The organism is Gemmatimonadota bacterium (assembly GCA_016713785.1).
GTDB lineage: Bacteria > Gemmatimonadota > Gemmatimonadetes > Gemmatimonadales > GWC2-71-9 > JADJOM01.
In genome coordinates this window covers 78,527-102,424 of the sequence record JADJOM010000001.1, presented here as the reverse complement: position 1 = coordinate 102,424, position 23,898 = coordinate 78,527, and the positions used below count along the sequence as shown (strand labels likewise).

General features: G+C 71.8%; 20 protein-coding genes and 2 pseudogenes. 10 read left to right on the top strand and 12 right to left on the bottom strand.

Annotation, left to right across the window (positions count from 1 at the left end; translation table 11 throughout):
* Positions 1-3: 3 nt before the first annotated feature.
* The 5 genes from IPJ95_00460 to IPJ95_00440 all read right to left on the bottom strand — a co-directional run bounded on the left by IPJ95_00460 (position 4) and on the right by IPJ95_00440 (position 6,394).
* Positions 4-1,524, bottom strand: a complete 1,521-nt coding sequence (locus IPJ95_00460; GenBank protein ID MBK7922099.1) for a glycogen synthase — start codon at positions 1,522-1,524, stop codon at positions 4-6.
* Positions 1,508-3,658 carry an alpha-glucan family phosphorylase gene (glgP, locus tag IPJ95_00455; protein MBK7922098.1) on the bottom strand — a complete coding sequence of 717 codons (2,151 nt, stop codon included), beginning with the start codon at positions 3,656-3,658 and terminating at the stop codon, positions 1,508-1,510. The genes IPJ95_00460 and glgP overlap by 17 nt, the downstream gene beginning before the upstream one ends.
* Positions 3,659-3,742: 84 nt before the next feature.
* A complete protein-coding gene (locus tag IPJ95_00450) occupies positions 3,743-4,171 on the bottom strand; it encodes a hypothetical protein (GenBank protein ID MBK7922097.1) in 429 nt (142 codons plus the stop codon).
* A 130-nt stretch (positions 4,172-4,301) separates the two neighbouring features.
* The gene (gene ettA, locus IPJ95_00445; GenBank protein ID MBK7922096.1) at positions 4,302-5,978 is read right to left on the bottom strand and encodes an energy-dependent translational throttle protein EttA; all 1,677 of its coding nucleotides are present in this window, start codon (positions 5,976-5,978) and stop codon (positions 4,302-4,304) included.
* 110 nt (positions 5,979-6,088) lie between these two features.
* Positions 6,089-6,394, bottom strand: coding sequence for an SWIB/MDM2 domain-containing protein (locus tag IPJ95_00440; GenBank protein MBK7922095.1), 306 nt, complete (start codon positions 6,392-6,394; stop codon positions 6,089-6,091).
* A gap of 178 nt (positions 6,395-6,572) precedes the next feature.
* Here IPJ95_00440 and IPJ95_00435 point away from each other — a divergent pair, with 178 nt between their 5' ends.
* Complete coding sequence (locus IPJ95_00435; GenBank protein ID MBK7922094.1) at positions 6,573-7,817, top strand: PQQ-dependent sugar dehydrogenase; 1,245 nt, start codon at positions 6,573-6,575, stop codon at positions 7,815-7,817.
* Positions 7,818-7,938: 121 nt separating this feature from the next.
* Here the strand turns inward: IPJ95_00435 and IPJ95_00430 are convergent, their stop codons facing one another.
* The 5 genes from IPJ95_00430 to thrA form a co-directional block, all read right to left on the bottom strand.
* Positions 7,939-8,262, bottom strand: a complete 324-nt coding sequence (locus IPJ95_00430) for a peroxiredoxin family protein (GenBank protein ID MBK7922093.1) — start codon at positions 8,260-8,262, stop codon at positions 7,939-7,941.
* A gap of 9 nt (positions 8,263-8,271) precedes the next feature.
* Positions 8,272-8,487 (bottom strand): hypothetical protein, encoded by a 216-nt coding sequence (locus IPJ95_00425; protein MBK7922092.1) that lies wholly within the window; start codon positions 8,485-8,487, stop codon positions 8,272-8,274.
* A gap of 52 nt (positions 8,488-8,539) precedes the next feature.
* The gene (locus tag IPJ95_00420) at positions 8,540-9,805 is read right to left on the bottom strand and encodes a threonine synthase (protein MBK7922091.1); all 1,266 of its coding nucleotides are present in this window, start codon (positions 9,803-9,805) and stop codon (positions 8,540-8,542) included.
* Complete coding sequence (locus IPJ95_00415) at positions 9,805-10,737, bottom strand: homoserine kinase (protein ID MBK7922090.1); 933 nt, start codon at positions 10,735-10,737, stop codon at positions 9,805-9,807. Before IPJ95_00415 ends, IPJ95_00420 begins: the two co-directional genes overlap by 1 nt.
* Positions 10,738-10,858: 121 nt before the next feature.
* A complete protein-coding gene (thrA, locus tag IPJ95_00410; protein ID MBK7922089.1) occupies positions 10,859-13,372 on the bottom strand; it encodes a bifunctional aspartate kinase/homoserine dehydrogenase I in 2,514 nt (837 codons plus the stop codon).
* Between the two features lie 12 nt (positions 13,373-13,384).
* Between thrA and chrA the strand changes: the two genes are divergently transcribed.
* From chrA to IPJ95_00375, 7 genes and pseudogenes are all read left to right on the top strand, one after another.
* Positions 13,385-14,731 (top strand): chromate efflux transporter, encoded by a 1,347-nt coding sequence (gene chrA, locus IPJ95_00405; GenBank protein MBK7922088.1) that lies wholly within the window; start codon positions 13,385-13,387, stop codon positions 14,729-14,731.
* 142 nt (positions 14,732-14,873) lie between these two features.
* On the top strand, positions 14,874-15,392 hold the full coding sequence (locus IPJ95_00400) for a TIGR03546 family protein (protein MBK7922087.1): 519 nt from the start codon (positions 14,874-14,876) through the stop codon (positions 15,390-15,392).
* Positions 15,389-17,224 (top strand): TIGR03545 family protein, encoded by a 1,836-nt coding sequence (locus IPJ95_00395; GenBank protein ID MBK7922086.1) that lies wholly within the window; start codon positions 15,389-15,391, stop codon positions 17,222-17,224. The genes IPJ95_00400 and IPJ95_00395 overlap by 4 nt, the downstream gene beginning before the upstream one ends.
* Complete coding sequence (locus tag IPJ95_00390) at positions 17,221-18,189, top strand: calcium/sodium antiporter (protein ID MBK7922085.1); 969 nt, start codon at positions 17,221-17,223, stop codon at positions 18,187-18,189. Before IPJ95_00395 ends, IPJ95_00390 begins: the two co-directional genes overlap by 4 nt.
* A gap of 114 nt (positions 18,190-18,303) precedes the next feature.
* A complete protein-coding gene (locus IPJ95_00385; protein MBK7922084.1) occupies positions 18,304-19,455 on the top strand; it encodes a Re/Si-specific NAD(P)(+) transhydrogenase subunit alpha in 1,152 nt (383 codons plus the stop codon).
* Complete coding sequence (locus IPJ95_00380; GenBank protein ID MBK7922083.1) at positions 19,452-19,829, top strand: NAD(P) transhydrogenase subunit alpha; 378 nt, start codon at positions 19,452-19,454, stop codon at positions 19,827-19,829. The genes IPJ95_00385 and IPJ95_00380 overlap by 4 nt, the downstream gene beginning before the upstream one ends.
* A pseudogene (locus tag IPJ95_00375) lies at positions 19,826-21,236 on the top strand (NAD(P)(+) transhydrogenase (Re/Si-specific) subunit beta). The gene IPJ95_00380 and the pseudogene IPJ95_00375 overlap by 4 nt, the downstream one beginning before the upstream one ends.
* 130 nt (positions 21,237-21,366) lie before the next feature.
* Here IPJ95_00375 and IPJ95_00370 read toward each other — a convergent pair.
* Together IPJ95_00370 and IPJ95_00365 are read right to left on the bottom strand one after the other, a co-directional pair.
* Positions 21,367-21,963 carry a DUF4412 domain-containing protein gene (locus tag IPJ95_00370; GenBank protein MBK7922082.1) on the bottom strand — a complete coding sequence of 199 codons (597 nt, stop codon included), beginning with the start codon at positions 21,961-21,963 and terminating at the stop codon, positions 21,367-21,369.
* Between the two features lie 117 nt (positions 21,964-22,080).
* Positions 22,081-22,662 carry a flavin reductase gene (locus IPJ95_00365; GenBank protein MBK7922081.1) on the bottom strand — a complete coding sequence of 194 codons (582 nt, stop codon included), beginning with the start codon at positions 22,660-22,662 and terminating at the stop codon, positions 22,081-22,083.
* A gap of 367 nt (positions 22,663-23,029) precedes the next feature.
* On the opposite strand from IPJ95_00365, the pseudogene IPJ95_00360 reads away from it, so the two are divergent.
* Positions 23,030-23,374: pseudogene (locus IPJ95_00360) on the top strand (sigma-70 family RNA polymerase sigma factor).
* A 73-nt stretch (positions 23,375-23,447) separates the two neighbouring features.
* The gene (locus IPJ95_00355; protein ID MBK7922080.1) at positions 23,448-23,858 is read left to right on the top strand and encodes a sigma-70 family RNA polymerase sigma factor; all 411 of its coding nucleotides are present in this window, start codon (positions 23,448-23,450) and stop codon (positions 23,856-23,858) included.
* Positions 23,859-23,898: the final 40 nt, after the last annotated feature.

Genomic DNA, 23,898 nt, shown 5'->3' with positions numbered 1-23,898 from the left:
CTCCTACGCGACCGGCGGGTGGTCGAGGATGCGGCGGTACACGGCCAGGTACTTCTCGCCGGACCGGTTCCACGAGAAGTCCTTCTGCATGGCGTTCCGCATCATCAGCTCCCACGCCGGCGGCTCGTGGTAGCGGTCCATCACGTGGCGCGCCACCCGGAGCAGGTCCTCGGAGCTGTATTCGTCGAACAGGAAGCCGGTCTGTCCGTCCTCGATGGTGTCGGCCAGGCCGCCCACCCGCCGCGCCAGCGGCACCGCGCCGTAGCGCTCCGCCCGCAGCTGGGCCAGCCCGCACGGCTCGTACAGCGAGGGCATCAGGTAGATGTCCGCCCCCGCCATCAGCCGGTGTTCCAGCCGCTCGGAGAAGCCCAGGTGCACGCTGATCCGGTCGGGCCAGCGCGACTCGTACATCTTGAGCAGCGCCTCGTACTTGGACTCGCCGGTGCCGAGGAAGATGAACTGGGCCTCGAGCATGAACAGCGAGTACTCGCCGGTGATCAGCTCGAGCCCCTTCTGGTGCGTCATCCGCGCGGTCATGGCGAACAGCGGGATCCGCCGCCGCTGCGGCAGCCCGAAGCTCCGCTGCAGCGCCGCCTTGCAGCGCGCCTTCCCGGCCAGGTCCTCCACCGCGTAGGTGGCGGTGATGTGCGGGTCGTGGGCCGGGTCCCACTCGGTCATGTCGATGCCGTTGACGATGCCGGTGAACCGGTCGCCCAGCGCCAGGAAGACGTCATGCAGCCCGAAGCCGCCCACCGGGGTGCGCAGCTCGTGCGCGTGGGTGGGGCTCACCGTGGTCACCGCGTCGGCGAACTTGAGCCCGCCCTTGAGCAGGTTGAGCTTGTCGTGCCACTCGAGGTGCTGCCAGGTGTACAGCTCCCACGGCAGCCCGATGTCGGGCACGCCGTCGGCGGCGTAGTGGCCCTGGAAGCCGGCGTTGTGCACCGTGAGCACGCTGCGGATCCCGCGCGCGAACGGGAGGTCGTGGTGGTACACCCGCAGGTACACCGGGGCCAGCGCCGTGTGCCAGTCGTGGCAGTGCAGCACGCAGGGGCTGCGCGCCACCCGGGGCAGCATCTCCAGCGCCGCGCGGCAGAAGAACGCCCAGCGCTGCAGGTTGTCGCCGTAGTCCATCCCCGACTCGCCGTACAGCCCCGCGCGGTCGAAGTAGTGCGACTCGATGCAGTAGATCTTGGGCTTGCCCGGCTCGGTGGGGATGCGGAACAGCCGCGCCTCCTCCATCCGCGGGCCCACCCGCACGTGGAACGGCCCCGCCACCCGCTCCAGCCCCGGGGCCCCGCTGCGCACCGAGCGGTGCAGCGGGATGATCACCGCCACCGGGATGCCGGCCGCGGCCTGGGTGGAGGCCAGCCCCGCCACCGCCTCCGCCAGCCCGCCGGTGCGGGCCAGCCAGCCGTACTCCGCGGCCAGGTGCACCACGCCCACCGCCTGCCCGTCCACCAGGCCGAGCGGGCTCGGGGCGGCGCGGTGCTCCCCGGTGCTCCGGTGGTCAGATGGGCGGGACACTCGACGGCATCTCCCCCCGCATCGCCGGGGCGTAGTAGCGGGTGACGTAGTCCTGGACCATGCGCCGGGCGCTGAAGTGCTCCCCGGCGTGCCGCAGCGCGTGCTTCATCCGCAGCAGCCACTCGGTCGGGAGGCCGCGGGCGTCGCGCTTGTAGTAGATCGGCACCACCTGCTGCTCCAGCAGGTCGTAGAGGTGCTCCACGTCGGTGGCGTCGGGCTGCTCCCCCGGCTGCACCGGGGGGATGGCCCACCCGTTCATCCCGTTGAAGCCCTCCGCCCACCAGCCGTCGAGGGTGGAGAGCTGGGGCACCGCGTTGAGCGCCGCCTTCATGCCGCTGGTGCCGCAGGCCTCGAGCGGCACCCGGGGCAGGTTGAGCCACAGGTCCACGCCCTGCACCAGCCGGTGGGCCAGGTGCATCTCGTAGTCCTCGATGAACGCCACCCGCCCCTCGAGCCGGGGGTCGCGGGTGAAGGCGTACACCTGCTGCAGCACCTCCTTGCCCGGCTGGTCCTCGGGGTGCGCCTTGCCGGCGAACACCAGCTGCACCGGCCGCCACGGGTTCACCAGCAGCTCCCGCAGCCGGTCGAAGTCCGAGAACAGCAGCGCCGCCCGCTTGTAGGTGGCGAACCGCCGCGCGAACCCGATGGTCAGCGCCCCCGGCGAGAGCAGGGTCCCCGCGCCCACCATGTGTGCCGCTTCCTTCCACCGCTCCGTCCACCGCCGCCGGGCATCCTCCCGGATGAAGGTGAACAGGTTGAGCTTCATGTCGGTGTGGAGGTTCCACAGCTCCTGGTCGTCGATGGTCAGCACCGACTCCCAGAAGCCCGGCTCGTCCCGCCGCTCCAGCCACCCCTCGCCCAGGTGCCGGTCGAGCAGCTGCCGCAGGTGCCCCGACATCCAGGTGGGGAGGTGCACCCCGTTGGTCACCGCGCCGATCGGCACCTCCTCCGGCCGCGCCGCGGGCCACAGCGGGTTCCAGATCTCGCGCGACACCTCGCCGTGCTTCTGCGCCACGCCATTCACCCGGGCCGAGAGCCGGATGGCGGTGGCGGTCATGTGGAACAGCGGGTGGGCGTCCTCCGGGTGGCTGCCGATGGCCACGAAGCGCTCGGGGCTGATGCCGAGCTCCTCCCACACGTTGGCCGCGCAGGCCAGCACCTGGTCCACCCCGAAGCGGTCATGCCCCGCCGGCACCGGGGTGTGGGTGGTGAAGATGCTCCGGGCCCGCACCTCGGCCCATGCCGCCTCGAACGAGTGTCCCGCCGCCACCAGCTCGCGCAGCCGCTCCACCAGCATGAACGCCGCGTGCCCCTCGTTGGCGTGCCACGCCGCCGGGTCCACCCCCGCGGCGCGCAGCACCCGCACCCCACCCACGCCGAGCAGCCACTCCTGCCGCAGCCGCATGTCGGGGCCGCCGGCGTACAGCTTGGCCGACAGCTCCCGGTCGGCGGGGTCGTTGAGCTCGAGGTTGGTGTCCAGCAGGTACACCGGCACCCGGCCCACCTGCATCCGCCAGGCGCCGAGGTGCACCGGCCGCCCGAAGGTGCGCACCACCGTGAGGTAGGGCTCGCCCCCCGGGCCGAGCATCCGCTCCAGGGGGATGGTGTCGACGTCGAACCGGACGTCGCTGTCCTCCTGCCAGCCGTCGAGCCGCAGCTGCTGGTCGAAGTAGCCCTTGGTGTAGAAGAGCCCCACCCCCACCAGCGGCAGCCCCAGGTCGGAGGCCGTCTTCAGGTGGTCGCCGGCCAGGATGCCGAGGCCGCCGGAGTAGATCGGCACCGAGTTGTGCAGCCCGAACTCGGCGCAGAAATAGGCCACCGGGCGGGCCAGGTCGGGGTGCTGCCGGTGGAACCAGGTGTCCGGCGACCCCAGCGCCCGGGCCGCGGTGTCCATGAGCCGGTCGTACTGGGCCAGGAAGCCGGGGTCGGCGGCGCAGGCGGCCAGCCGGGCGGGGTCCACCCGCTTGAGCAGCGCCAGCGGGTTGTGCTTGGACATGTGCCACAGCGGCTCGTCCACCTTGCGGAAGAGCGTGCGGGCGTCGGTGGACCAGCTCCACCACAGATTCGTTGCGAGGGTGGCCAGCCCCTCGATCCGGGGGGGCAGATAGGGCAGGCGAAGGCGCGGCTGGGTCATTGCACTCGGGTCTGGGCGGGGCGCGGACTGGCGAGGGGGAAGGTACTCAGAATCCGGGGGGACCGAAACCCGCCGGGGCGCCCCTCATCCGGCGGGGAGCAGCAGCCGGGCGGCGAGCAGCGCCCGCACCGTCCACAGCACCGTCCGGATCCAGTTGGTGGCCACCAGCCGCCGGTGCGCCCGGGCGTCGGCGCCGGCCAGCAGGTGGCCGTGCATCGGCATCTGCAGCATGGCGGTGGAGGCCCAGATGAAGACCAGCATCGCGAGGCCCACCGCGGGGATGGCCCGGCTGTACGCCAGCGGCGGGGACGCCACCAGGGCCAGCGCGGTGATCCCCTCGAGGAGCATCACGGGGCCCACCACCAGCGAGACCCGCCGCTGGTGCGAGGCGGCGTACCCCGGCGCCTCCCCCAGCCCCACCCGGCCCATGAGCGGGTAGTGGACCACCTGCACGAACCAGATCAGGCCGGCCATGAACCAGGTCACGGCGGCGTGGATGACGGCGAGCAGCATGCCGGAAGGAAGCCTCCCGGGGTGGAAGGCATCAGGAGGATGGGATGAAGCGGGCTTCCTGAAGGCGGGAGGCGGTACGGCGGTAGGGCGGTACCGCCCTACCGCCCTACCGCCTTACCGCCTTACCGCCCTAGCGATGCAGCGGCTTGAACTTCACCCGGTGCGGCTGGCTGGCGTCGACGCCCTTCCGCTTCTTGAAGTCGGCGGCGTAGTCCTGGTAGTTGCCCTCGTACCAGGTCACCTCGCTGTTGCCCTCGAACGCCAGGATGTGGGTGGCGATGCGGTCGAGGAACCAGCGGTCGTGGGAGATGACCACCGCGCAGCCGGCGAAGCCGAGCAGCGCGTCCTCGAGGGCGCGGAGCACGTCCACGTCGAGGTCGTTGGTCGGCTCGTCGAGCAGCAGCAGGTTGCCGCCGGTCTTGAGCAGCTTGGCCATGTGCAGCCGGTTGCGCTCGCCGCCGGAGAGGTCCTTGACCCGCTTCTGCTGGTCGGGGCCCCGGAAGTTGAACCCGGTGCAGTAGGCCCGCGCGTTCACCTTGCGGGTGCCGAAGAGCAGCTCGTCCTGCCCCCCCGAGATCTCCTCGTACACCGTCTTGGCGCCGTCGAGGGCGTCGCGCGACTGGTCCACGTACGAGAGCTTGACCGTCTTGCCCACGATCAGCTCGCCGCCGTCGGGCGTCTCCTGGCCGGCGATCATGCGGAACAGGGTGGTCTTGCCGGCGCCGTTGGCGCCGATCACCCCCACGATGCCGCCCCGTGGCAGCGCGAAGCTCAGGTTCTCGAACAGCAGCCGGTCGCCGTAGCCCTTGCTCACGTTCTTGGCCACGACCACCTCGTCGCCCAGCCGCTCCGGCACCGGGATGAGGATCTCGACCGACCCCTCGCTCACCCGCTCCGCCTCCTCCCGCAGCTGCTCGAACCGCTGCAGCCGCGCCTTGCTCTTGGCCTGCCGCGCCTTGGGCGCCATCCGCACCCACTCGAGCTCCCGCTCCAGCGTCTTCTGCCGCGCGCTGGCCTGCTTCTCCTCCACCGCCATCCGCTTGGACTTCTGCGCCAGCCAGCTGGAGTAGTTCCCCTCCCACGGGATCCCCGCCCCGCGGTCGAGCTCCAGGATCCACTTGGCCACGTTGTCGAGGAAGTACCGGTCGTGGGTGATCGCCACCACGGTGCCCGGGAAGGTCTCCAGGTACTTCTCCAGCCACGCCACGCTCTCGGCGTCGAGGTGGTTGGTGGGCTCGTCCAGCAGCAGCATGTCCGGCTCGGAGAGCAGCAGCCGGCACAGCGCCACCCGGCGCTTCTCGCCGCCCGAGAGCGTCGTGACGTCGGCGTCGCCCGGCGGCAGCCGCAGCGCGTCCATCGCCAGGTCGAGCTTGTGGTCCAGCTCCCAGAGGTTCAGGTGGTCGATCTGCTCCTGCAGCCGCCCCTGCTTCTCGAGCAGCTTCTCCATGGCGGCGTCGTCCATGGGCTCGGCGAACTTCATCGCGATCTCGTTGAAGTCGTCGAGCAGCTTGCGCAGGTGGGCCACCCCGTCCTCGACGTTGCCCCGCACGTCCTTGGCGGGATCGAGCTGCGGCTCCTGCGGCAGGTAGCCGATCCGCGTCCCCGCGAGCGGCTTCGCCTCGCCCTGGAAGTCCTTGTCGACCCCCGCCATGATGCGCAGCAGGGTGGACTTCCCCGCGCCGTTCGAGCCCAGCACGCCGATCTTGGCGCCCGGGTAGAACGACAGGTAGATGCCCTTGAGGATCTCTTTGCTGGGGGGCACGACCTTGCGGAGGTCGCGCATCGTGAAGATGTATTCGCCGGCCATAGGGCGGGGAATATGACGAGGGCCCCCCACCATGCCAAGGCGTCCCCCGGAAACGCGAAGGGCGCCCCGACGGGGGCGCCCTTGGAACACGTTCCGGCAGGGACCGCGAGCTAGCTCAGGTTCTTGTTGGCGATCTTCGCCAGGTCGAACATGGTCACCTGGTCCTTCTTGAACAGCGGCTTGAGCTTCGCGTCGGCGTTGATCGCGCGACGGTTCTTCTTGTCCTGCAGGCCGTTCTTCTTGATGTACGCCCACAGCTTCTTGATCACCTCGGTCCGGGCCAGGGCCTTCTCGCCCACGACGGCCGCGAGCAGGGGCGAAGGCGTCAGGGCCTTCATAAACGCCGCATTCGGCTTCCGCTTCGTGGCCTTCTTCGCGGCCTTCTTCTTGGCCGGCGCCTTCTTCTTCGTGGCCATCAGGTGCCTCCATCAGGGGTGATTTGGTGCTTTCCGCGCGAGCGACGCCGCGCCGCGCGAGACCCAAACTAAGGTGTTCCCCCCCGAGTGCAAGAGGGAAAACGGCATTTTCCCCTCTGGAAACGGCCTCACGGGGGGCTATCTTCCCTCGGAGAACACCCCCTCCCGGAGTCCCCCGATGCGGTTTGTCCCTCTGCTTTCCCTCGGTGGCGCCCTGCTTTCCCTCGGGCGCGACACCCTTCCGACCCCCGCGCCGACCCCCACGCCCCCCGCCTGCACCCGGGCGAGCGGGCTCGTCCTCCCCGAGGGATTCTGCGCCGTGGTCGTCGCCGAGCGCCTCGGACGCGTGCGCCAGATCACCGTCCTCCCCAATGGCGACGTCGCCGCCGCCCTCGGCGGCGGCGGGCCCGGCGTGGTCCTGCTCCGCGATACCAACGGCGACGGCGTGGCCGATATCCGGAAGGCCTTCGGCGAGGAAGGCGGCACCGGCATCGCCTTCCGCGACGGCTACCTCTGGCTCGCCGCCCCGAGCCGCCTGGTCCGCTGGCGCCTCACCCCCGGCGAGGACCAGCCCCAGGGCGCCCCCGAGACGATGGTCGACCGCCTCCCCACCGGCGGCCACGGCGCCAAGACCCTCGCCTTCCTCGGCGGCGACACGCTCATCGTCAACCTCGGCTCCGAGACCAACAGCTGCCAGCACGCCGACCGCAGCAACCGCTCCCCCGGCCACGACCCCTGCACCGAGCTCGAGGAGCGCGCCGGCCTCTGGCGCTTCAGCGCCACCCGGCCCGGGCAGCGCTACCAGGACGGCGCCCGCTACGCCACCGGGCTCCGCAACGCCATGGCCCTCGCCGTGCAGCCCGGCACCGGCCGCCTCTTCGCCGCGCCCCACGGCCGCGACCAGCTGGGCGCCAACTGGGGCTATACCGACGAACAGAACGCCGAGCTCCCCGCCGAGGAGTTCCTGCAGGTGGACGCGGGCGACGACTTCGGCTGGCCCTACTGCTACTTCGACCAGCGCCAGGGGAAGCGGGTCCTCGCCCCGGAGTACGGCGGCGACGGCCGCCGCACCACCCGCTGCGAGGCGAAGAAGGCGCCCCTGATCGGCTTCCCGGGCCACTGGGCCCCCATGGCCATCGCCTTCTACGCCGGCACCCAGTTCCCGGAGCGCTACCGCGGCGGGGCATTCATCGCCTTCCACGGCTCCTGGAACCGCGCCCCGCTGCCCCAGCAGGGGTACCGGGTGGCCTTCGTCCCCTTCGACGCCAGCGGCCGCCCCACGGGGCAGTACGAGACCTTCGCCACTGGCAGCCGCGGCCCCACCAGCCTCCGCCCCGCCGGCGTGGCCGCCGGCCCCGACGGCTCGCTCTACATCGCCGACGAAGGGTCGGGGACGATCTGGAAGGTGATGGTCGGGCGGTAGGGCGGTAGACAAAAGCGACCCCTCGGGATGCTGTCCGCGGGGTCGCCTGCCTTTGGTGTACCGCCTTACCGCCTTACCGCCTTACCGCCTTACCGCCTTACCGCCTTACCGCCTTACCGCCTTACCGCCCTGCCGCCTTCGCAATCGCCTCCCGCAACTCCACGTAGGCCTGCGGATCCACCTCGCGAAACGGCGCCATCACGTGCGCGACCTTCCCGCCCGGCGCCACCACGAACAGCGTGCGATTGTCCATCCGGTACTTCGGCTCCCAGGCGCCGAAGGCGCGGCCCATCGCGCCGTCGGGATCGCTCAGGAAGGTGAACGGGTAGTCCTTGTCCTTCGCCCAGCTGGCGAGCTCGGCCGCCGGGTCCACGCTGACGGCCAGCAGCGTCACCTTGCTGGTGTCTCCTACGAGCGTCGCGTACTGATCACGGTACGCGTCCATTTGCACCGTTCAGCCGCTGGTCCGCGCCTTGTAGAAGAACGCGATGACGAGCGTGTGGTCGCGGAGCTCGCTCAGGCGCACAGGGCGCTGGAGCACTCCGCCCCGGGTGGCGCCAGTCAGCGCCAGGTCCGGGATCTGGTCACCGGGCTTGAGGGGCACCGGTGCCTGCGCGGTGAGCGCGGTGGCGGCGAGCAGCAGACCCGCCGCGGTGAGCATGCGTGGCATTCCGTCTCCGGAAGGAGGGTTCCCCAATCTACCGCCCTACCGCCCTACCGCCCTACCGCATCACCCGCTCCACCTCCCGCAGGTCCGCCGCGATCTCGATGGGGCGGTTGGCGCGCGCGGGCGGCGGCTCCAGCTCCTGGTGATAGGTGATGAGCGCCCCCGGGTCCTTGAGCACGTGGCCGGTGAGCACCGCCATCACCCGCGCGTCGTGGGCGATCACCCCCGCCTCGCGCAGCTTGCGCGCTCCCGCCACGCTCGCGGCGCTGGCCGGCTCGCACCCCACGCCGGCCGCGTCGATCACCGCCTTCGCCTCGAGGATCTCGGCGTCGGTCACCGCGGTCACCACCCCGTCGGTGTCGCGGATGGTGCGCACCCCGCGGTCCCAGCTCGCCGGGTCGCCGATCTTGATGGCCGTGGCGATGGTCTCCGCCTTGACCGTGTGCCGCGCCCTGAACCCCTCGGCGAACCCCCGTGCGAACGGTGCCGCCCCCGCCGCCTGCACCGCCGCGATCCGCGGCAGCCGGTCGATGAGCCCCGCCGCCTTCGCCTCCACCAGCGCCTTCCCGAACGCCGCCGTGTTGCCGAGGTTCCCCGCCGGCAGCACGATCCAGTCGGGCACCTCCCAGCACAGCTGGTGCAGCAACTCGAGCACGATGCTCTTCTGCCCCTCGAGCCGGTAGGGGTTGATGGAGTTGAGCAGGTAGACGCCGAGCTGGTCGGCGGCCTGCTGCACCAGCGCCAGGCAGGCGTCGAAGTCGCCCCGCACCAGCAGGGTGCGCGCGCCGTAGGCCAGCGACTGCGACAGCTTGCCCAGCGCCACCTGGCCCGCCGGCACGAACACCAGCGCCGGGATCCCCGCCTGCGCCCCGTAGGCCGCGAGCGCCGCGGAGGTGTTGCCGGTGCTGGCGCAGGCGATGGCCCGGGCGCCGATCCGCTTGGCCTGGGTCACGCCGACGGTCATCCCCCGGTCCTTGAACGACCCGGTGGGATTGTGGCCCTCGTGCTTGAGGCGGAGCCGCGGCAGCCCCGCCCACGTGGCGATGGCCGGCCGGCGGAGCAGGGGGGTGTTCCCCTCGGGGTGGGTGACCATCTGCTCCCCCACCGAGGGGAGCACCAGCTCGCGGTAGCGCCACACCCCGGAGAGGTTGGCGTCGTTGCGCTGGCCCCAGCGCTCCTCGAACAGGCGCCGCAGGCTCGCGCCATCCTCGGCGGGCGGGTCGTGCCGCAGCTCGAGCAGCCCGCCGCAGTCACAGCGCACCGCGGGATCGAGCTCGCCGTACTGGTCGCCGCAGGCGGCGCAGACCTGGAGGCTGGCCATCAGTGCCCCTCGAGCAGGCGCGCGCCGGTGGCGCTCACCTCGGTGACCCGGGTGGTGCAGGGCACCCCGGCGGCGGCGTAGGCCCGCGCCATCGCCGCGGCGACGATCACGCCGGCGGCGTCGTTCGCCGCGAAGGCGAAGGCCGTCGGCCCGCTGCCGGAGATGGAGCAGCCCAGCGCGCCGGCCTCGAGCGCCGCCGCCTTGGCGGCCGGGAAGCCCGGCAGCAGCGGCGCCCGCGCCGGCTCCGCGATGCGGTCGTCGAGCGAGCGGCGCAGCAGGTCCAGGTCGCCGGTGGTGAACGCCAGTACCATCCCCGCCACCTGCGCCGCCTGGTACACCGCCACGTCCCGCGGGATCTCCCGCGGCAGCACCGCGCGCCCCTCGGCGGTGCGCAGCCGCTGCCCCGGGTGCGCCACCACCACCCGCAGCCCGGCGGGCCACGGGAGCCGGGCGTAGTCGCAGGCGCGGGCGTCGCGGATCAGCACGATCCCCCCGATCAGCGACGGCAGGATGTTGTCCAGGTGCCAGCCGGCCACGCACGCCTCGGCGGCGAGCGCCGACTCGAGCAGCTGCTGTTCGGTGAGGTGCAGCTGGAGCAGGGCGTTCGCCGCCACCGCGCCGGCCACGGCGCTCGCGGCGCTCCCGCCCTGGCCGCCGGAGAGCGGCAGCCCCTTGGTGATGCGGAGGGTGAGTCCCGCCTCGGGCCGGCCGGCGGCGCGGATGGCCGCCTGGGCCGCGAGCGCGGCGGTGTTGGCGCCGGCTTCCTTCGGGAGGTCGGGGTGACCGGCGTCGAGCACCACCACGCCCGGCTCCGCCGCGTGCGCCGCCTCCACGACATCCCCGGGGCCGGCCAGCGCCATCCCCATGATGTCGAGCCCGGGGCCCACGTTCCCCACGCTCCCCGGCGCAAACACCCGCACCCGATCACTCACCGATAGCCGCCCTCACCCCGTGTGCCTGCCCGAGTGTCCGTTACCCGTTTTCCGCTTCCCGCTTCCCGCTTCCCGCTTCCCGCCGCTCGGGCACCGCCGAACCGCCGAGGCGCCGAGCCGCCTATCTCCTCGCCAGCGCCAGCACGTCGTTCAGCACCCCCGCCGCCGTCACCAGCGGGCCCGCGCCCGGGCCGCGGATCACCAGCGGGTGCTCCTTGTAGCGCGCGGTGGTGAACACGATCTGGTTGTCGGTGCCCTTGAGCGCGGCGAAGGGGCTCTCGGGGCTCACCGCCGTGAGCCCCACCCGGAGCCGCCGCGGGGACACCGTGGCCACGTAGCGCAGCACCTTCCCCGCCTGCCGCGCCTCCCGGACCTTGCGGGCAAAGTGCTCGTCCCAGGTGCCGAGCCGGGCCAGGAACTGCTTGAGCGGCAGCGCCCGCGCGTCGGGCGGCACCAGCGACTCGGTCACCACCGAGCCCGGCTCGCCGCTGAAGCCCATGAGCCGGCCCAGGATCAGCGCCTTCCGCGCCACGTCGGCGCCGGAGAGGTCGTCCCGCGGGTCGGGTTCGGTGAAGCCCTTGTCCATGGCGGCGCGGAGGGCGTCCGAGAACGTCGTTCCCCGCTCCAGCTCCGACAGCAGGAAGCCCAGGGTCCCCGAGAGGCACCCCTCGATGGAGAGCACCTCGTCCCCGGTCTCGAGCAGCTTGGCGAAGGTGTCCATCACCGGCAGGCCGGCGCCCACCGTGGCCTCGTGCCGCAGCCGCCGGCCGTGGGTGCGGGCCAGCGCCAGCAGCGCCTCCGCGCCCGCCGCGCTTCCCGCCAGCGGCTTCTTGTTGGCGAGCACCACGTCCATCCCGTGGCTCAGCGCCCCGCGCAGCACCTCGGTGGTATCGTCGGCGGTCACGTCCACCAGCACCGGGTGCGACAGCGCGTGCCGGGTGGCGGCCTTCACCGCGAACTCCGCGTTCCACGGTGCCCCGCCCTCGAGGTGCCGCAGCGAGTGGCCCTTGGCCTTCTCCCGCGCCACCGCCGTGAGCCGGTGCGCCGAGAGGCCGGCCGGGTCGAACACCACGCCGCTGCGGTCGGCCACGCCCACGATCCGCACCTTGGGCCCCTGCGCCGGCAGCTCGCCCACCAGCTCGGTGAAGCTGCGCCCGATCCGCCCGAAGCCGAGCAGGAAGACGTCCAGCCGGTCGCGCGGCGCGGCCGAGCCGCCGCCCACCTTGCCCAGCTGGAAGGCGGCGTGGATGGCGCGCTGCGCGTCCCGCGCCTGCGCCTCGCCCACCACCGCCGAGATGTTGAGCTCGCTCGACCCCTGCGCGATCGCGATGACGTTGATCCCGGCCTCGGCCAGCGCCGAGAACACCCGCCGCGCCACCCCCGGCGTCCCCGCCATGCCGAGGCCCACCACCGCGATCGTCGCCACGCCGGGCGTGAGCCGCACCCCGTCGATCTCGCGGTGGGTGATCTCGTCGCGGAAGGCCTCGGTCAGGCAGCGCCGCGCCGCCTCCGCGCTCTCCGCCGGCACCGAGAAGCAGATCGAGTGTTCCGAGCTGGCCTGGGTGATGAGCGACACCGAGATCCCCTCGCGGTGCAGCGCCGCGAAGGTCCGCGCCGCCACGCCCGGTACGCCGAGCATCCCGTTCCCCTCGACCGTCACCAGCGCCTGGCCGCCGGCGCCGGAGAGCGCCTTCACCGGCACCTCGAGCCCGGTCACCCGTTCCGACACCTCCGTGCCCTCGTCGGCCGGGGCCGCGAAGGGCCGCACGAAGAGCGGCACCTTGCGGCCCAGGATCGGGATCAGGGCGCGGGGGTGGAGCACCTTGGCGCCGTAGTAGGCCAGCTCCGCCGCCTCGCGCACGTTGAGCTGGGGCAGCACCCGCGCGTCGGGCACTACCCGCGGGTCGGCGGTGAGCAGCCCCGGCACGTCCTTCCAGAGGCTCACCCGCGCGGCGCCGAGGGCGCGGCCCACCAGCGCCGCCGTCAGGTCCGAGCCGCCCCGGCCCAGCGTGGTGACCTCCCCCGACGGCGCCTGGCCGATGAAGCCAGTGACCACCGGCGTCACGCCCCTGGCCAGCAGCGGCTTGAGCGCCTTCCGCATCCGGGCGTCGGTGCCGTCGAGGTCGGGGGAGGCGTTGCCGAAGCCGGCGTCGGTGCGCACCACCTCGGTGGCGTCGATATGCTTGGTGCTCACCCCGGCGGCGAGCAGCGCGGCGGTCACCAGCCGCGCCGAGAGCCGCTCGCCCCGGGCCACCAGGAAGTCGCTGGTGCGGGGCGTCAGCTCCCGCAGGATCGACAGCCCCTTGGCCAGCGTCTCCAGCTCGTCCACCTGCGCGTCGATGAAGGCCAGCAGCTCGTTGCGCACCGCGCCGGCCGGGGCCAGCGCCTTCGCCGCCGCGTGGTGCCGCTCCCGCAGCTGCGCCGCCGCCTGGTACGCGGCCGTGACGTCGCCGGCCTGCGCCTTGGCGGCGGCGGTGAGCAGCAGGTCGGTCACCCCCGCCATCGCGGAGACGACCACCACCCGCGGGCCGGGGCGGCCCTGCAGGATCGACACGGCGTGCCGCACCGCCGGGGGATCGGCGAGCGAGGCACCTCCGAACTTGTGGACTTCCAGGGGGGCAGTCTGACGGGCCATGGCGCGCGAAGGATATCACCTCCCGACGGGACCGGTAAGGGCGGCGCGGAGCCCCTCGCCCCCGTGCCGTTCGGTGCCGCCGCGCGCTTCTGGTTCTGGCTCGGCTGCGTGAGTTTCGGGGGGCCGGCGGGGCAGATCGCCATCATGCACGAGGAGCTGGTGGAGCGGCGCCGCTGGGTGAGCGAGGGCCGGTTCCTCCACGCGCTCAACTACTGCATGCTGCTCCCCGGCCCCGAGGCCCAGCAGCTCGCCACCTACATCGGCTGGCTGCTGCACCGCACCCCCGGCGGGCTCGTGGCCGGCGCCTGCTTCGTGCTGCCCTCGCTGGTGCTGCTCATCCTGCTCTCGTGGACCTACGCGGCGCTGGGTCACCTCCCCGCCGTGGCGGGGGTCTTCGCCGGGCTCCAGCCGGCGGTGCTCGCCCTGGTGCTGCACGCGGTGCACCGCATCGGCCGCCGCACCCTCACCCACCCGCTCTTCTGGGGCATCGCGCTGCTCGGCTTCGGCGCCAACACGCTGCTCGGCGTCCCGTTCCCCCTGGTGATCGCCGCCGCCGCGCTCGCGGGGCTCGCAGGCCAGCGGCTCCTGCCCGCCGCCTTTGCCCGGGCCACGCCCGCCCACGGCGCGCCCGCGGCGGTGGTCGATGACGCCGCACCGCCACCGCCCCACGCCCGCTGGTCGCTGCCGCGCTTCGTGCGCGTGGTGGCGCTGGGGCTCGCGTGCTGGATCATCCCCATCGGCGCGCTGGCCCTGGCCCACGGCTGGCACGGCGCCCTCACCCAGATGGCCTGGTTCTTCACCACCGCGGCGCTGCTCACCTTCGGGGGCGCCTACGCCGTGCTCCCCTACGTGTACCAGGGGGCGGTCGGCCACTACGGCTGGCTCACCGGCCCGCAGATGATCGACGGCCTGGCCCTCGGCGAGAGCACCTCCGGGCCCCTCATCATGGTCGTGACCTTCGTGGGCTTCGTCGGCGGGTGGCAGGTGACGCCCCTCGGCGCGGCGCATCCGCTCGCCTCCGGCATCGCCGGGGCGCTGGTGGCCACCTGGTTCACCTTCCTGCCATCGTTCCTGTTCATCCTGGCCGGCGGGCCGCTGGTCGAGTCCACCCACGGCGAGCCCCGCTTCACCGCGCCGCTCACCGGCGTCACCGCCGCCGTGGTGGGCGTCATGCTGGGCCTCGCGGTCTTCTTCGGCCGCCACGTCTTCTGGCCCGACCTCCGGGGCGGCGGGTTCGACCTCCCCAACCTGCTCCTCGCCCTCGCCGCCCTCGTCGCGCTGGTCCGCTTCAAGGTCGGCGTCCTCCCCGTCCTCGGCGCCGCGGCCCTCCTCGGCATCGCCCGCGCGCTGATCTCCTAGCCCCACCGCTTCCCGCACTCCCTCGCGCCCAAGTCGCCGCTTCGCGGCTCCTGAAGGGCGCTCGGTTGCCGGTTCCCGCTTCCCGCTTCCCTTTTCCCTCTTCCCTTTTCTCTACCCCCAAACCCCGCCTATTCTTCCGGGTATGCTGACGGTCCTCAAGCTCTTCCAGTCCCTGTTCAAGACCCTCCACTCCGACGGCACCCCCGGTCAGGTGGCGGCGGGGATCATGCTGGGCGCCGGGATCGGGCTTACCCCGCTGCTCTCGGCCCACAACCTGGTGCTCTTCGCCGCCATCGTCCTGCTCAACGTCTCCTTCGGCGGCGGGATGCTCGGCCTGGCGCTGTTCACCCCGGTGGGCTTCCTGCTCGACCCGCTCTTCGACCGCGTGGGCCTGGCGCTGCTCCGCGCCCCCGGCCTGGCCGGCCTGTGGACCGACTGGTACAACATCCCGCTGCTGCCCTACACCAACTTCAACAACTCCGTGACCCTCGGCAGCATCGTCACCTGGCTGGTGCTCACGGTACCGATCTACTGGGGCGCCAAGCTGGCCATCGCCCGCTACCGCGCCACCTACGGCGCCAGGGTGATGAACTCCCGCTTCATGAAGGGCCTCAAGGCGTCGAAGGCCTACAACGTCTACGCCTGGTTCAACCCCGAATGACCCGCGCCGCCTTCAAGATCTTCCGCTGGCGCGCCGTCGGCGTCATCCTGCTCGCCTTCGTGGCGCTGGTGATCTGCTGGTTCCTCTTCGCCGAGACGCTGATCCGGAAATCCGCCGAGGACAGCCTGTCGGAGACCCTGGGCACCCAGGTGGACATCGGCCGCCTCGTCATCCGCGAGGGCGACGTGGCGGTGGACGTGGGCGACCTCGCCATCGCCGACCCGCGGAACCCCGCCCGCAACCTGCTCGAGGCCGGCACCATCACCGTGGACCTCGACCCGGTGCCGCTGGCCGAGAAGAAGATCGTCATCGACCAGGTGCAGCTGTCGGGCCTCCGCTTCCTGACCACCCGCGCCACTCCCGCGCGCCCCGCCGACCCCAACAGCCCCGCCGGCCGGCTGCTGCGCGAGACCGAGGCCTGGGCCCGCGACAAATTCAACTTCCCCAAGCTCGCCCTGGGCCGGGTGGACACGGTCAAGAGCCTGGTGCTCAACCCCGAGCAGCTCGGCTCGGTGCAGGCGGCCAAGGCGTTCCTCGGCCAGGTGGATTCCACCCGCGCCGCCTTCGAGCAGTCGCTGGCCGCCCTCGAGCTCACGCCGCTGGTCGACAGCGCCGGCGCGCTCGCCACCCGGCTGGCGCAGACCGACCCGAAGAAGCTCGGCCTCGCCGGCGCCCGCGACGCCGCGCAGCAGGTGCAGCGCACCCTCGACCGGGTCAAACAGGCCCGGCAGCGGCTGCAGGCGCTGGAACAGACCGCGCGGGGCTCCGCCGCGGCGCTGGGGCAGGGCCTCGCCGACGTCGATGCCGCCCGCCAGCGCGATTACGCCTTCGCCAAGGGGCTGCTCAACCTGCCCAGCTTCGACGCCCCCAACATCGGGCAGTCGCTCTTCGGGCAGCAGAGCACCGACTACTTCCAGCAGGCGCTGTACTACGCGCAGGTGCTGCAGAAGTACGTGCCGCCGGGCCTGCAGCCGTGGAACCGGCCCGGTCCCAAGCGCACCCGCCTGGACGGCACCACCGTCGAGTTCCCCAGGGAGCGGGAGTATCCCCGCTTCCTGCTGCGGCAGGGGAGCATCGACCTCGCGGCGGGGCAGGGGGAGCAGCACCGATTCGAGGCCAGCTTCGGCGGCATCACCAGCCAGCCGGCGCTCTACGGCCGGCCCGCCACGCTGAGCGCCGCGGGGCGGATCGGCGGCGCCACCCCGCTCGACGTCACCCTGGCGCTGCTCTCGCGGCACTACGGCGCGGCGCCCACCGATTCGCTGGTGGCGCGGGTGGGGGGCGTGCCGCTCCCGGCCATCCCGCTCCCGGGGCTGCCCTTCGCCGTGAACCCCGGGACCAGCACCGTCGGCTTCAGCTTCAGCCTCTCCGGCGACCGGCTGCACGGCAGCTGGGACCTCACCAGCGACCGCGCCGCGTGGAGCGCCGACACCAGCCGGCTCCGCGCGGCCGGGCTGGTCGAGAACACCGTCTGGCGGGTGGTGAGCGGGCTGACCCAGCTCCGGGTGCGGGCCGAGCTGGGCGGCACCATCGCGAGCCCCACGCTCCGGGTGCAGTCCAACCTCGACGACGCCATCGCCGACCGCCTCAAGGGGCTGGTGAGCGAGGAGCTGGCGCGGGCGGAGCAGAAGGCGCGCGCGGCGGTGGACCAGCTGGTGGACCAGCAGCTCACCGCACTGCGCGGCAGGGTGGGGGAGTTCTCCAGTCAGGCGCTGGCGCGGCTGCCGGTGGAGAAGTCGCAGCTCGACGGCGTGCAGCAGCGGCTGGAGACGGAACTCAAGCGCCTCACGCGCGGGGCGGCCGGCGGGCTTTCCCTGCCCCGGCTCCCATGAGCCTTGCCCTCGCGGCTGGCCTGGTCCTGCTCGGGCTCCTGGTCCTCGCCGGCGGGGGCGAACTGCTGGTGCGCGGCGCCACCGCCCTCGCGCGCCACGCCGGTGTCACCCCCGCGGTGATCGGCCTGACGGTCGTGGCGATGGGGACCTCCCTGCCCGAGCTGGTGGTCAGCGCCACCGCCGCCCTTGGCGGGCAGCCGGCCATCGCCATGGGCAACGTGATCGGCTCCAACATCTTCAACGTCGTCGGGGTGCTGGGGATCACCGCGCTGATCACGCGTCTGCCGGTCACCGGCTCCACCGTGAAGCTGGAGTGGCCGGTCATGGCGCTGGTGAGCTGCCTGGTGCCGGTGGTCGCCCGCGATGGCCTGGTCGACCGGAGCGAGGGCGCCTTCCTGCTGGCCGGCCTCGTCGCCTTCACCGGCTACATGGTCTACGTCGGGCGGCGGCAGGTGGGGGGGCCGGAGGAGGCGCAGTTCGCCGCCGAGGCGGAGCGGCGCTCCGTGCGCGGGCCGATGGCGCGCCTGGCGCTGGCCGCCGGGGCGGTGGGCGCGGGGCTGCTGCTGCTCGTCTTCGGCGGGAAGATCCTGGTGCTGGGCGCGGTGGAGCTGGCGCGCTTCGCCGGCCTCACCGAGCGCGTCATCGGGCTGACCGTGGTGGCCATCGGCACCTCGATGCCTGAGGTGGCGGCCTCGGTGGTGGCCGCACTCCGGGGCCGTACCGACGTGGCCGTGGCCAACCTGCTCGGTTCCAACATCTTCAACATCCTCGGCATCCTGGGCGTCACCGCCGTGATCCAGCCGGTGCCTGTGGCCGCCGAGACCCTTCGTGTGGACCTGGTCTGGATGCTGCTGACCGCCTTCGTGCTGTTCCCGGTGCTTCGCAGCGGCATGCGGGTCAGCCGCCTCGAGGGGCTCCTCCTGCTCGGGATCTACGCCGCGTACCTGGTGACGCTGCTCCGCTGACCCGGCCCCGGACCGGATTCATGACAGCCCGGCCCGGGTTTGTGATCTTCCCCCTCGCGTCTCGCGCCGGACCGGATAGATTCGGCACACCCGTCACATAAATCGAGAGGCCCGATGCGCATCGCTGTACCCGCGGAGACCGCTCCCAACGAGCGGCGGGTGGCGCTGGTTCCGGAGTCCTGCAAGAAACTCATCCAATCAGGGTACGAGGTGGCGGTGGAGGCCGGGGCGGGGGCCGCCGCGGGCTTCGCCGACGCCGCCTACACCGCGGTCGGCGCCCAGGTGGTGGCCGATGCCCGGGCCCTGGTGGCCTCCGGCGACCTCGTCCTCAAGGTGAATCCGCCCACCCACGGCGGCAGCCGCGACGAGGTGTCCTGGCTCAAGCCCGGCGCCATCGTGGTCTGCTCCCTGATGCCGCTGCGCAACCTCGGCGTGGTCCCGCCGCTGGCCGCGAAGCAGGTCACCGCCTTCGCCACCGACGCCATCCCGCGCACCACCCGGGCCCAGGCCATGGACACCCTCTCGTCCATGGCCAACATCACCGGGTACAAGGGCGTGCTGCTCGCCGCGGCGGAGCTCAACCGCTACTTCCCCATGTTCATGACCGCCGCCGGCATGGTCACGCCGGCCAAGGTGTTCGTGATCGGCGCCGGCGTGGCGGGGCTGCAGGCCATCGCCACCGCGCGGCGGCTCGGCGCCAACGTGCTGGCCACCGACGTGCGGCCCGAGGTCAAGGAGCAGATCGAGAGCGTCGGCGCCAAGTACGTCGGCATCGACCTCAAGGACGGCGCCGCCGCCGGCGGCGGCTACGCCAAGGAGCTCTCGGCCGAGGACCAGGCCCGGCAGCGCCAGATGCTGGTCGACCAGTGCGCCCAGTCGGACGTGGTCATCACCACCGCGCTCATCGGCGGCGTGTTCGCGCCCAAGCTGCTCACCGCCGAGACGGTGCGCTCCATGAAGCCGGGGTCGGTCATCGTGGACCTGGGCGCCGACGGCGGCGGCAACTGCGAGCTCTCGAAGCCCGGGCAGCTGGTGGTCGAGGGGGGCGTCACCATCCTGGCGCCGCTCAACGTCCCGGCCACCATGCCCAACCACGCGAGCCTGCTCTTCTCCCGGAACCTGACCTCGTTCGTCCAGGCGTTCACCAAGGACAAGGCCTTCGTGCTCGACTTCAACGATGACATCCAGCAGGGGGCGGTGATCACCCACGCGGGCGAGGTGAAGCACGCCCGCACCCGGGACGCCCTCGCCAAGGCGGGCGCATGAGCCGCCTCACCGCCACCACCCAGGCGCCGGACCAGCCCGCGCCGGCCCCCACCCACGCCACCGCCGACGTGGACTTCTGGGGCCTGCTGTTCGTCTTCGTGCTCTCGTCGTTCATCGGCATGGGCGTCATCCGCCGGGTCTCCCGGCTGCTGCACACCCCGCTCATGTCGCTCACCAACGCCATCTCCGCCATCGCGGTGGTGGGCGCCATCATCGTGGCCGGCGGCGAGTACCCGCCGCTCATCCGCGCCATGGGCGCGGTGGCGCTGTTCGCCTCGATGACCAACATCGTGAGCGGCTTCCTGATCACCAACCGCATGCTCAAGATGTTCAAGACCGACGAGAAGCGGCCCGGCGGAGGGCACGCGGCATGACGCACGCCCTCGCGCAGGTCGCCTACATCGTCGCCACGGCGCTGTTCATCTTCGCGCTGCACTGGATGAACACCCCGGCCACCGCCCGCAAGGGCGTGATCGCCGGCGTGGCCGGCATGGCCATCGCCATCCTGGTCACCTGGGCCCAGCCCACCGTGGTGCACCACCTCTGGATCGTGGTGGCCATCGTGGCCGGCGTGGCCGTCGGCGTGCCGCTCGCCAACGTGCCGCTCACCGCCGTGCCGCAGCGGACCGCCCTCTCCCACGCCTTCGGCGGCCTCGCCGCCGGCCTGGTGGGCACCGCCAAGTACTACCTCTGGTTCAGCGAGGGCCCCGAGAACCTGACCGCCTTCCGCATGGTGGCGATCATCCTCGAGATCATCCTCGGCTTCCTCACCTTCACCGGCAGCCTCATGGCCGCCGGCAAGCTGCAGGAGATCAAGTGGATCCCGCAGCGGCCGGTGACCTACCCGGGCCAGAACCTCACCAACCTCGTCCTGCTGCTGGTGGCGGCGGGCCTCGGCGTGGCCCTCACCCTGCACCCCACCGCGGACTGGGCCCCCCGGCTCTTCCCGGTGATCATCGTGCTGGCGCTGCTCTTCGGCGTGCTGCTCATCATCCCGATCGGCGGCGCCGACATGCCGACGGTCATCGCCATCCTCAACGCCTACGCCGGCCTCTCCGCCGTGGCGATGGGCTTCGTGCTCGACAACAAGCTCCTGATCACCGCCGGCGCCCTCGACGGCTCCAGCGGCCTCATCCTCGCCATCATCATGTGCAAGGCCATGAACCGCTCCTTCACCAACGTGCTCTTCGGGGCGTTCGGGCAGGTGCAGGCCGCGGCCGCGGGCGGGGAGCAGAAGCAGTACAAGGGGGAGACCGCGGAGGGCGCGGCGCAGGTGCTGGAGCAGGCCAGCCTGGTGGTCATCGTCCCCGGCTACGGCATGGCCGTCGCCCAGGCCCAGCACAAGGTCCGCGAGCTCTACGACCAGCTCAAGAAGCGCGGCATCACCGTCAAGTTCGCCATCCACCCGGTGGCCGGCCGCATGCCGGGCCACATGAACGTCCTCCTCGCCGAGGCCGACATCCCCCTACACCGACCTGGTGGAGATGGACGAGATCAACGGCGACATGCCCCAGTGCGACGTCTGCCTCGTGGTCGGCGCCAACGACGTGGTCAACCCCGCCGCCCGCGCCGACAAGTCGAGCCCCATCTTCGGCATGCCCATCATCGATGCCGACAAGGCCCGCACCATCTTCGCCATCAAGCGCAGCAAGAACCCCGGCTTCGCCGGCATCGACAACGAGCTCTACTTCTCCGACCGCACCTGGATGCTCTTCGGCGACGCCAAGAACGTCATCGGCGAGCTGGTGAAGCAGCTGGCGGGAGAGTCGGGGATGCACTGACGGGCGGTAGGGCGGTACGGCGGTTCAAAGGCGGCCCACGGGATGCACCCGCGGGCCTTGCGTTGCCATCACCGAAGGGTCGCGTCGCCGTACTGCCCTACCGCCCTACCGCCTTTACCGCCTTTACCGCCTACCGCATCCCCGGCATCTTCATCTCCTGGTACCCCGCCGGCACCTGGAACGCCGAGGCATCCACCGTCTTCGGCTCGAGCTTGGTCACGATCATCATCTGCTCCGCCTTGCCGCCCTCGAGCTTGCTCACCCGGAGCGGGAAGAAGCCGTCCTTGTAGAGCCGCGCGTACTCGGGGTTCGCCGCGGCGCCGGTCACGTCGGCCATCGGGTCGCGGCGGCCCATCCCGCCCCCGGAGCCCATGAGGAAGTAGCCCAGCCCCTTGGCCACGCACATCTCCATCTTGTCCGGCTTGCCCTCTTCCTCGGCGTAGCGGTACACCTCGCAGCTGCGGCCCGCGATCGTCTCGGTCTTGCCGGTGGCGGTGATCTTGGGGGTCTTGGCCGGCCCATGGTCCATGCCGCCCATCGGGCCGCCCTGGCTCCGGTCCATGGTCATGTACATCTTCTCGGAGGGCATGATCATCGTCATCTTCTTCCCCGCCGCGTCCATGATCATCACCGCCTGCCGCCCCTCCCGGCCCATCTCGGTGCGCACCATCCCGCCCTTGTAGGTCTGCACCATCTGCTGGTTCTTCTCGCTCATCTGCCAGGTCACCACCCCCTCGAACGCCTGGGCCGCGAGGCCGCCGGACGCGAGGGGTACAGAGGAGGGCGCCGGACAGGGCGCGCGCGAGCGGGGATGCCATGGGTTGCCTCACCGTTGGGGTACGAGTCACTTGGCCGGGCCGGTCCAGCGGCGATCCTCGATCGCCTGGTGCTGCTCGATCACGTCCTGCGCCTTGCGGTAGTTGTCGAGGAACTCCTGCTCCCACGCCCGGGGCATGTTGGCCCGGAGCCAGGGTGGCGTCAGGATCTCCTTGTCCGACCCGGGGTGCACCGCCTCGACGTGCCCGAGGAAGTGCGTGGCGTAGCCGGCGTCCATCGTGTTGAGCACCCGGAGCTCGAACGCCGCCACCCGGTCCTCCAGCACCGGCAGGCCGAGCCGCCCGAGGTGGTGCGGCACCGCCGCGAGCTTGTCGCCGTCGCGGCCGCTCTTGAAGCCCAGGTCGTAGACCAGGTCGAGCTGGCCCCGGTGCAGCAGGTGGATGCACAGGAGCCCGCTGTTCCAGACCAGCTCGTGGCTCAGGTGCCACTTGTGGATGTAGACGGAGAGGCGCGGAACGCTGGGGGAGATCGACGCGCGCACCGCGCTGTCGGCGATCATCCCGTTCCGCCGGCCCTGCCACGCCGAGGTGATGGCGATGGTGGGCGACGCGAACTGCCGCAGCAGTTCGTACGCGGCGTCGGTCTTCATGCCCCCAATCTTAACACCCCGGCGGGTGCAATCGGTGTCTGTACGGGCGTCCCCTTGCAGCACGAATTACCCTTCTCGTGCATCCTACCCGATGCACCGGGGGCAGCCCCGGCAGGAATGGCTCCGCCGCGTGGAAACCTCGTGGAAAAGCCCCCACGGGATCTGTTCGGGAAGCGGCGCTTTAAGTGATTGCAGCACAGATACTTAAAGTTATGTTTGGTTTTCCACGCGTTACATCTTATATTGGGCGGTCGTCCACCGGACCCTGACGGTGGATGTCCCAAGCCCAAGGAGGGGCGCCGAGTGACCATGCAGCCTCGCCGGAAGCGGCGCACGGTACGGCCGGCCCAGATCGCCAAGGCGGTCGATGAGGGTCGTGAGTCTGGACCTGTATCTGGACGAGATCAGCAAGGTGCCGCTGCTCTCGCGTGACGAAGAGATGGAGCTGGCCCGGAAGGCGTTTCGCGGAAACGTTGCGGCCCAGGAACGCCTGGCCCGGCACAACGTCCGCTTCGTCGTCTCCGTCGCCAAGAAGTTCCAGAACCGCGGGGTGCCCCTCGTGGATCTGATCGGCGAGGGCAACCTCGGCCTGATGACCGCCGCCCGGAAGTTCGATCCCGATCGCGGCGTCAAGTTCATCTCGTACGCGGTGTGGTGGATCCGGCAGGCGGTGCAGGCGGCGATCGCCCGGCACGGCCGGCCGGTGCGGGTACCCCTCAACCGGACGGCGGACCTGTCCCGGCTGGGGCGCACCACCACCCTGCTCAAGGGACAAGCTGGGCCGCATGCCCACCACGGAAGAGCTGGCGCGGGCCACCGGCCTCACGGTGGAAGCGGTGCGCAGTCTCGGCGCCCTCAACACCGAAGCGGTGCGGCTGGATCACCCCACCCGCGACGGCGACAACTCCGAGCGGATCGAGCGGTTCACCGCGCTGGACCAGGAAGGCACCGACGCCCCGGCCATCGCCAACAGCCAGACGTCGGACATCGAGGCGGCCCTCGCCACGCTGCCCCCCCGCGACGCGAAGGTCCTGCGTCTGTACTTCGGGCTCGAGGACGGCAACAGCCGCACCCTCGAAGAGATCGGCCGCATGATGGGCGTCACCCGCGAGCGGATCCGCCAGCTCCGCGACCGCGCCCTGACCCGCCTCCGCGAAGGCGAGCAGGGACAGAAGTTGAAGGATCTGGTGGCGTAAGGCGGTAGGGCGGTAGGCGGTACGGCGGTACACTAAGCGC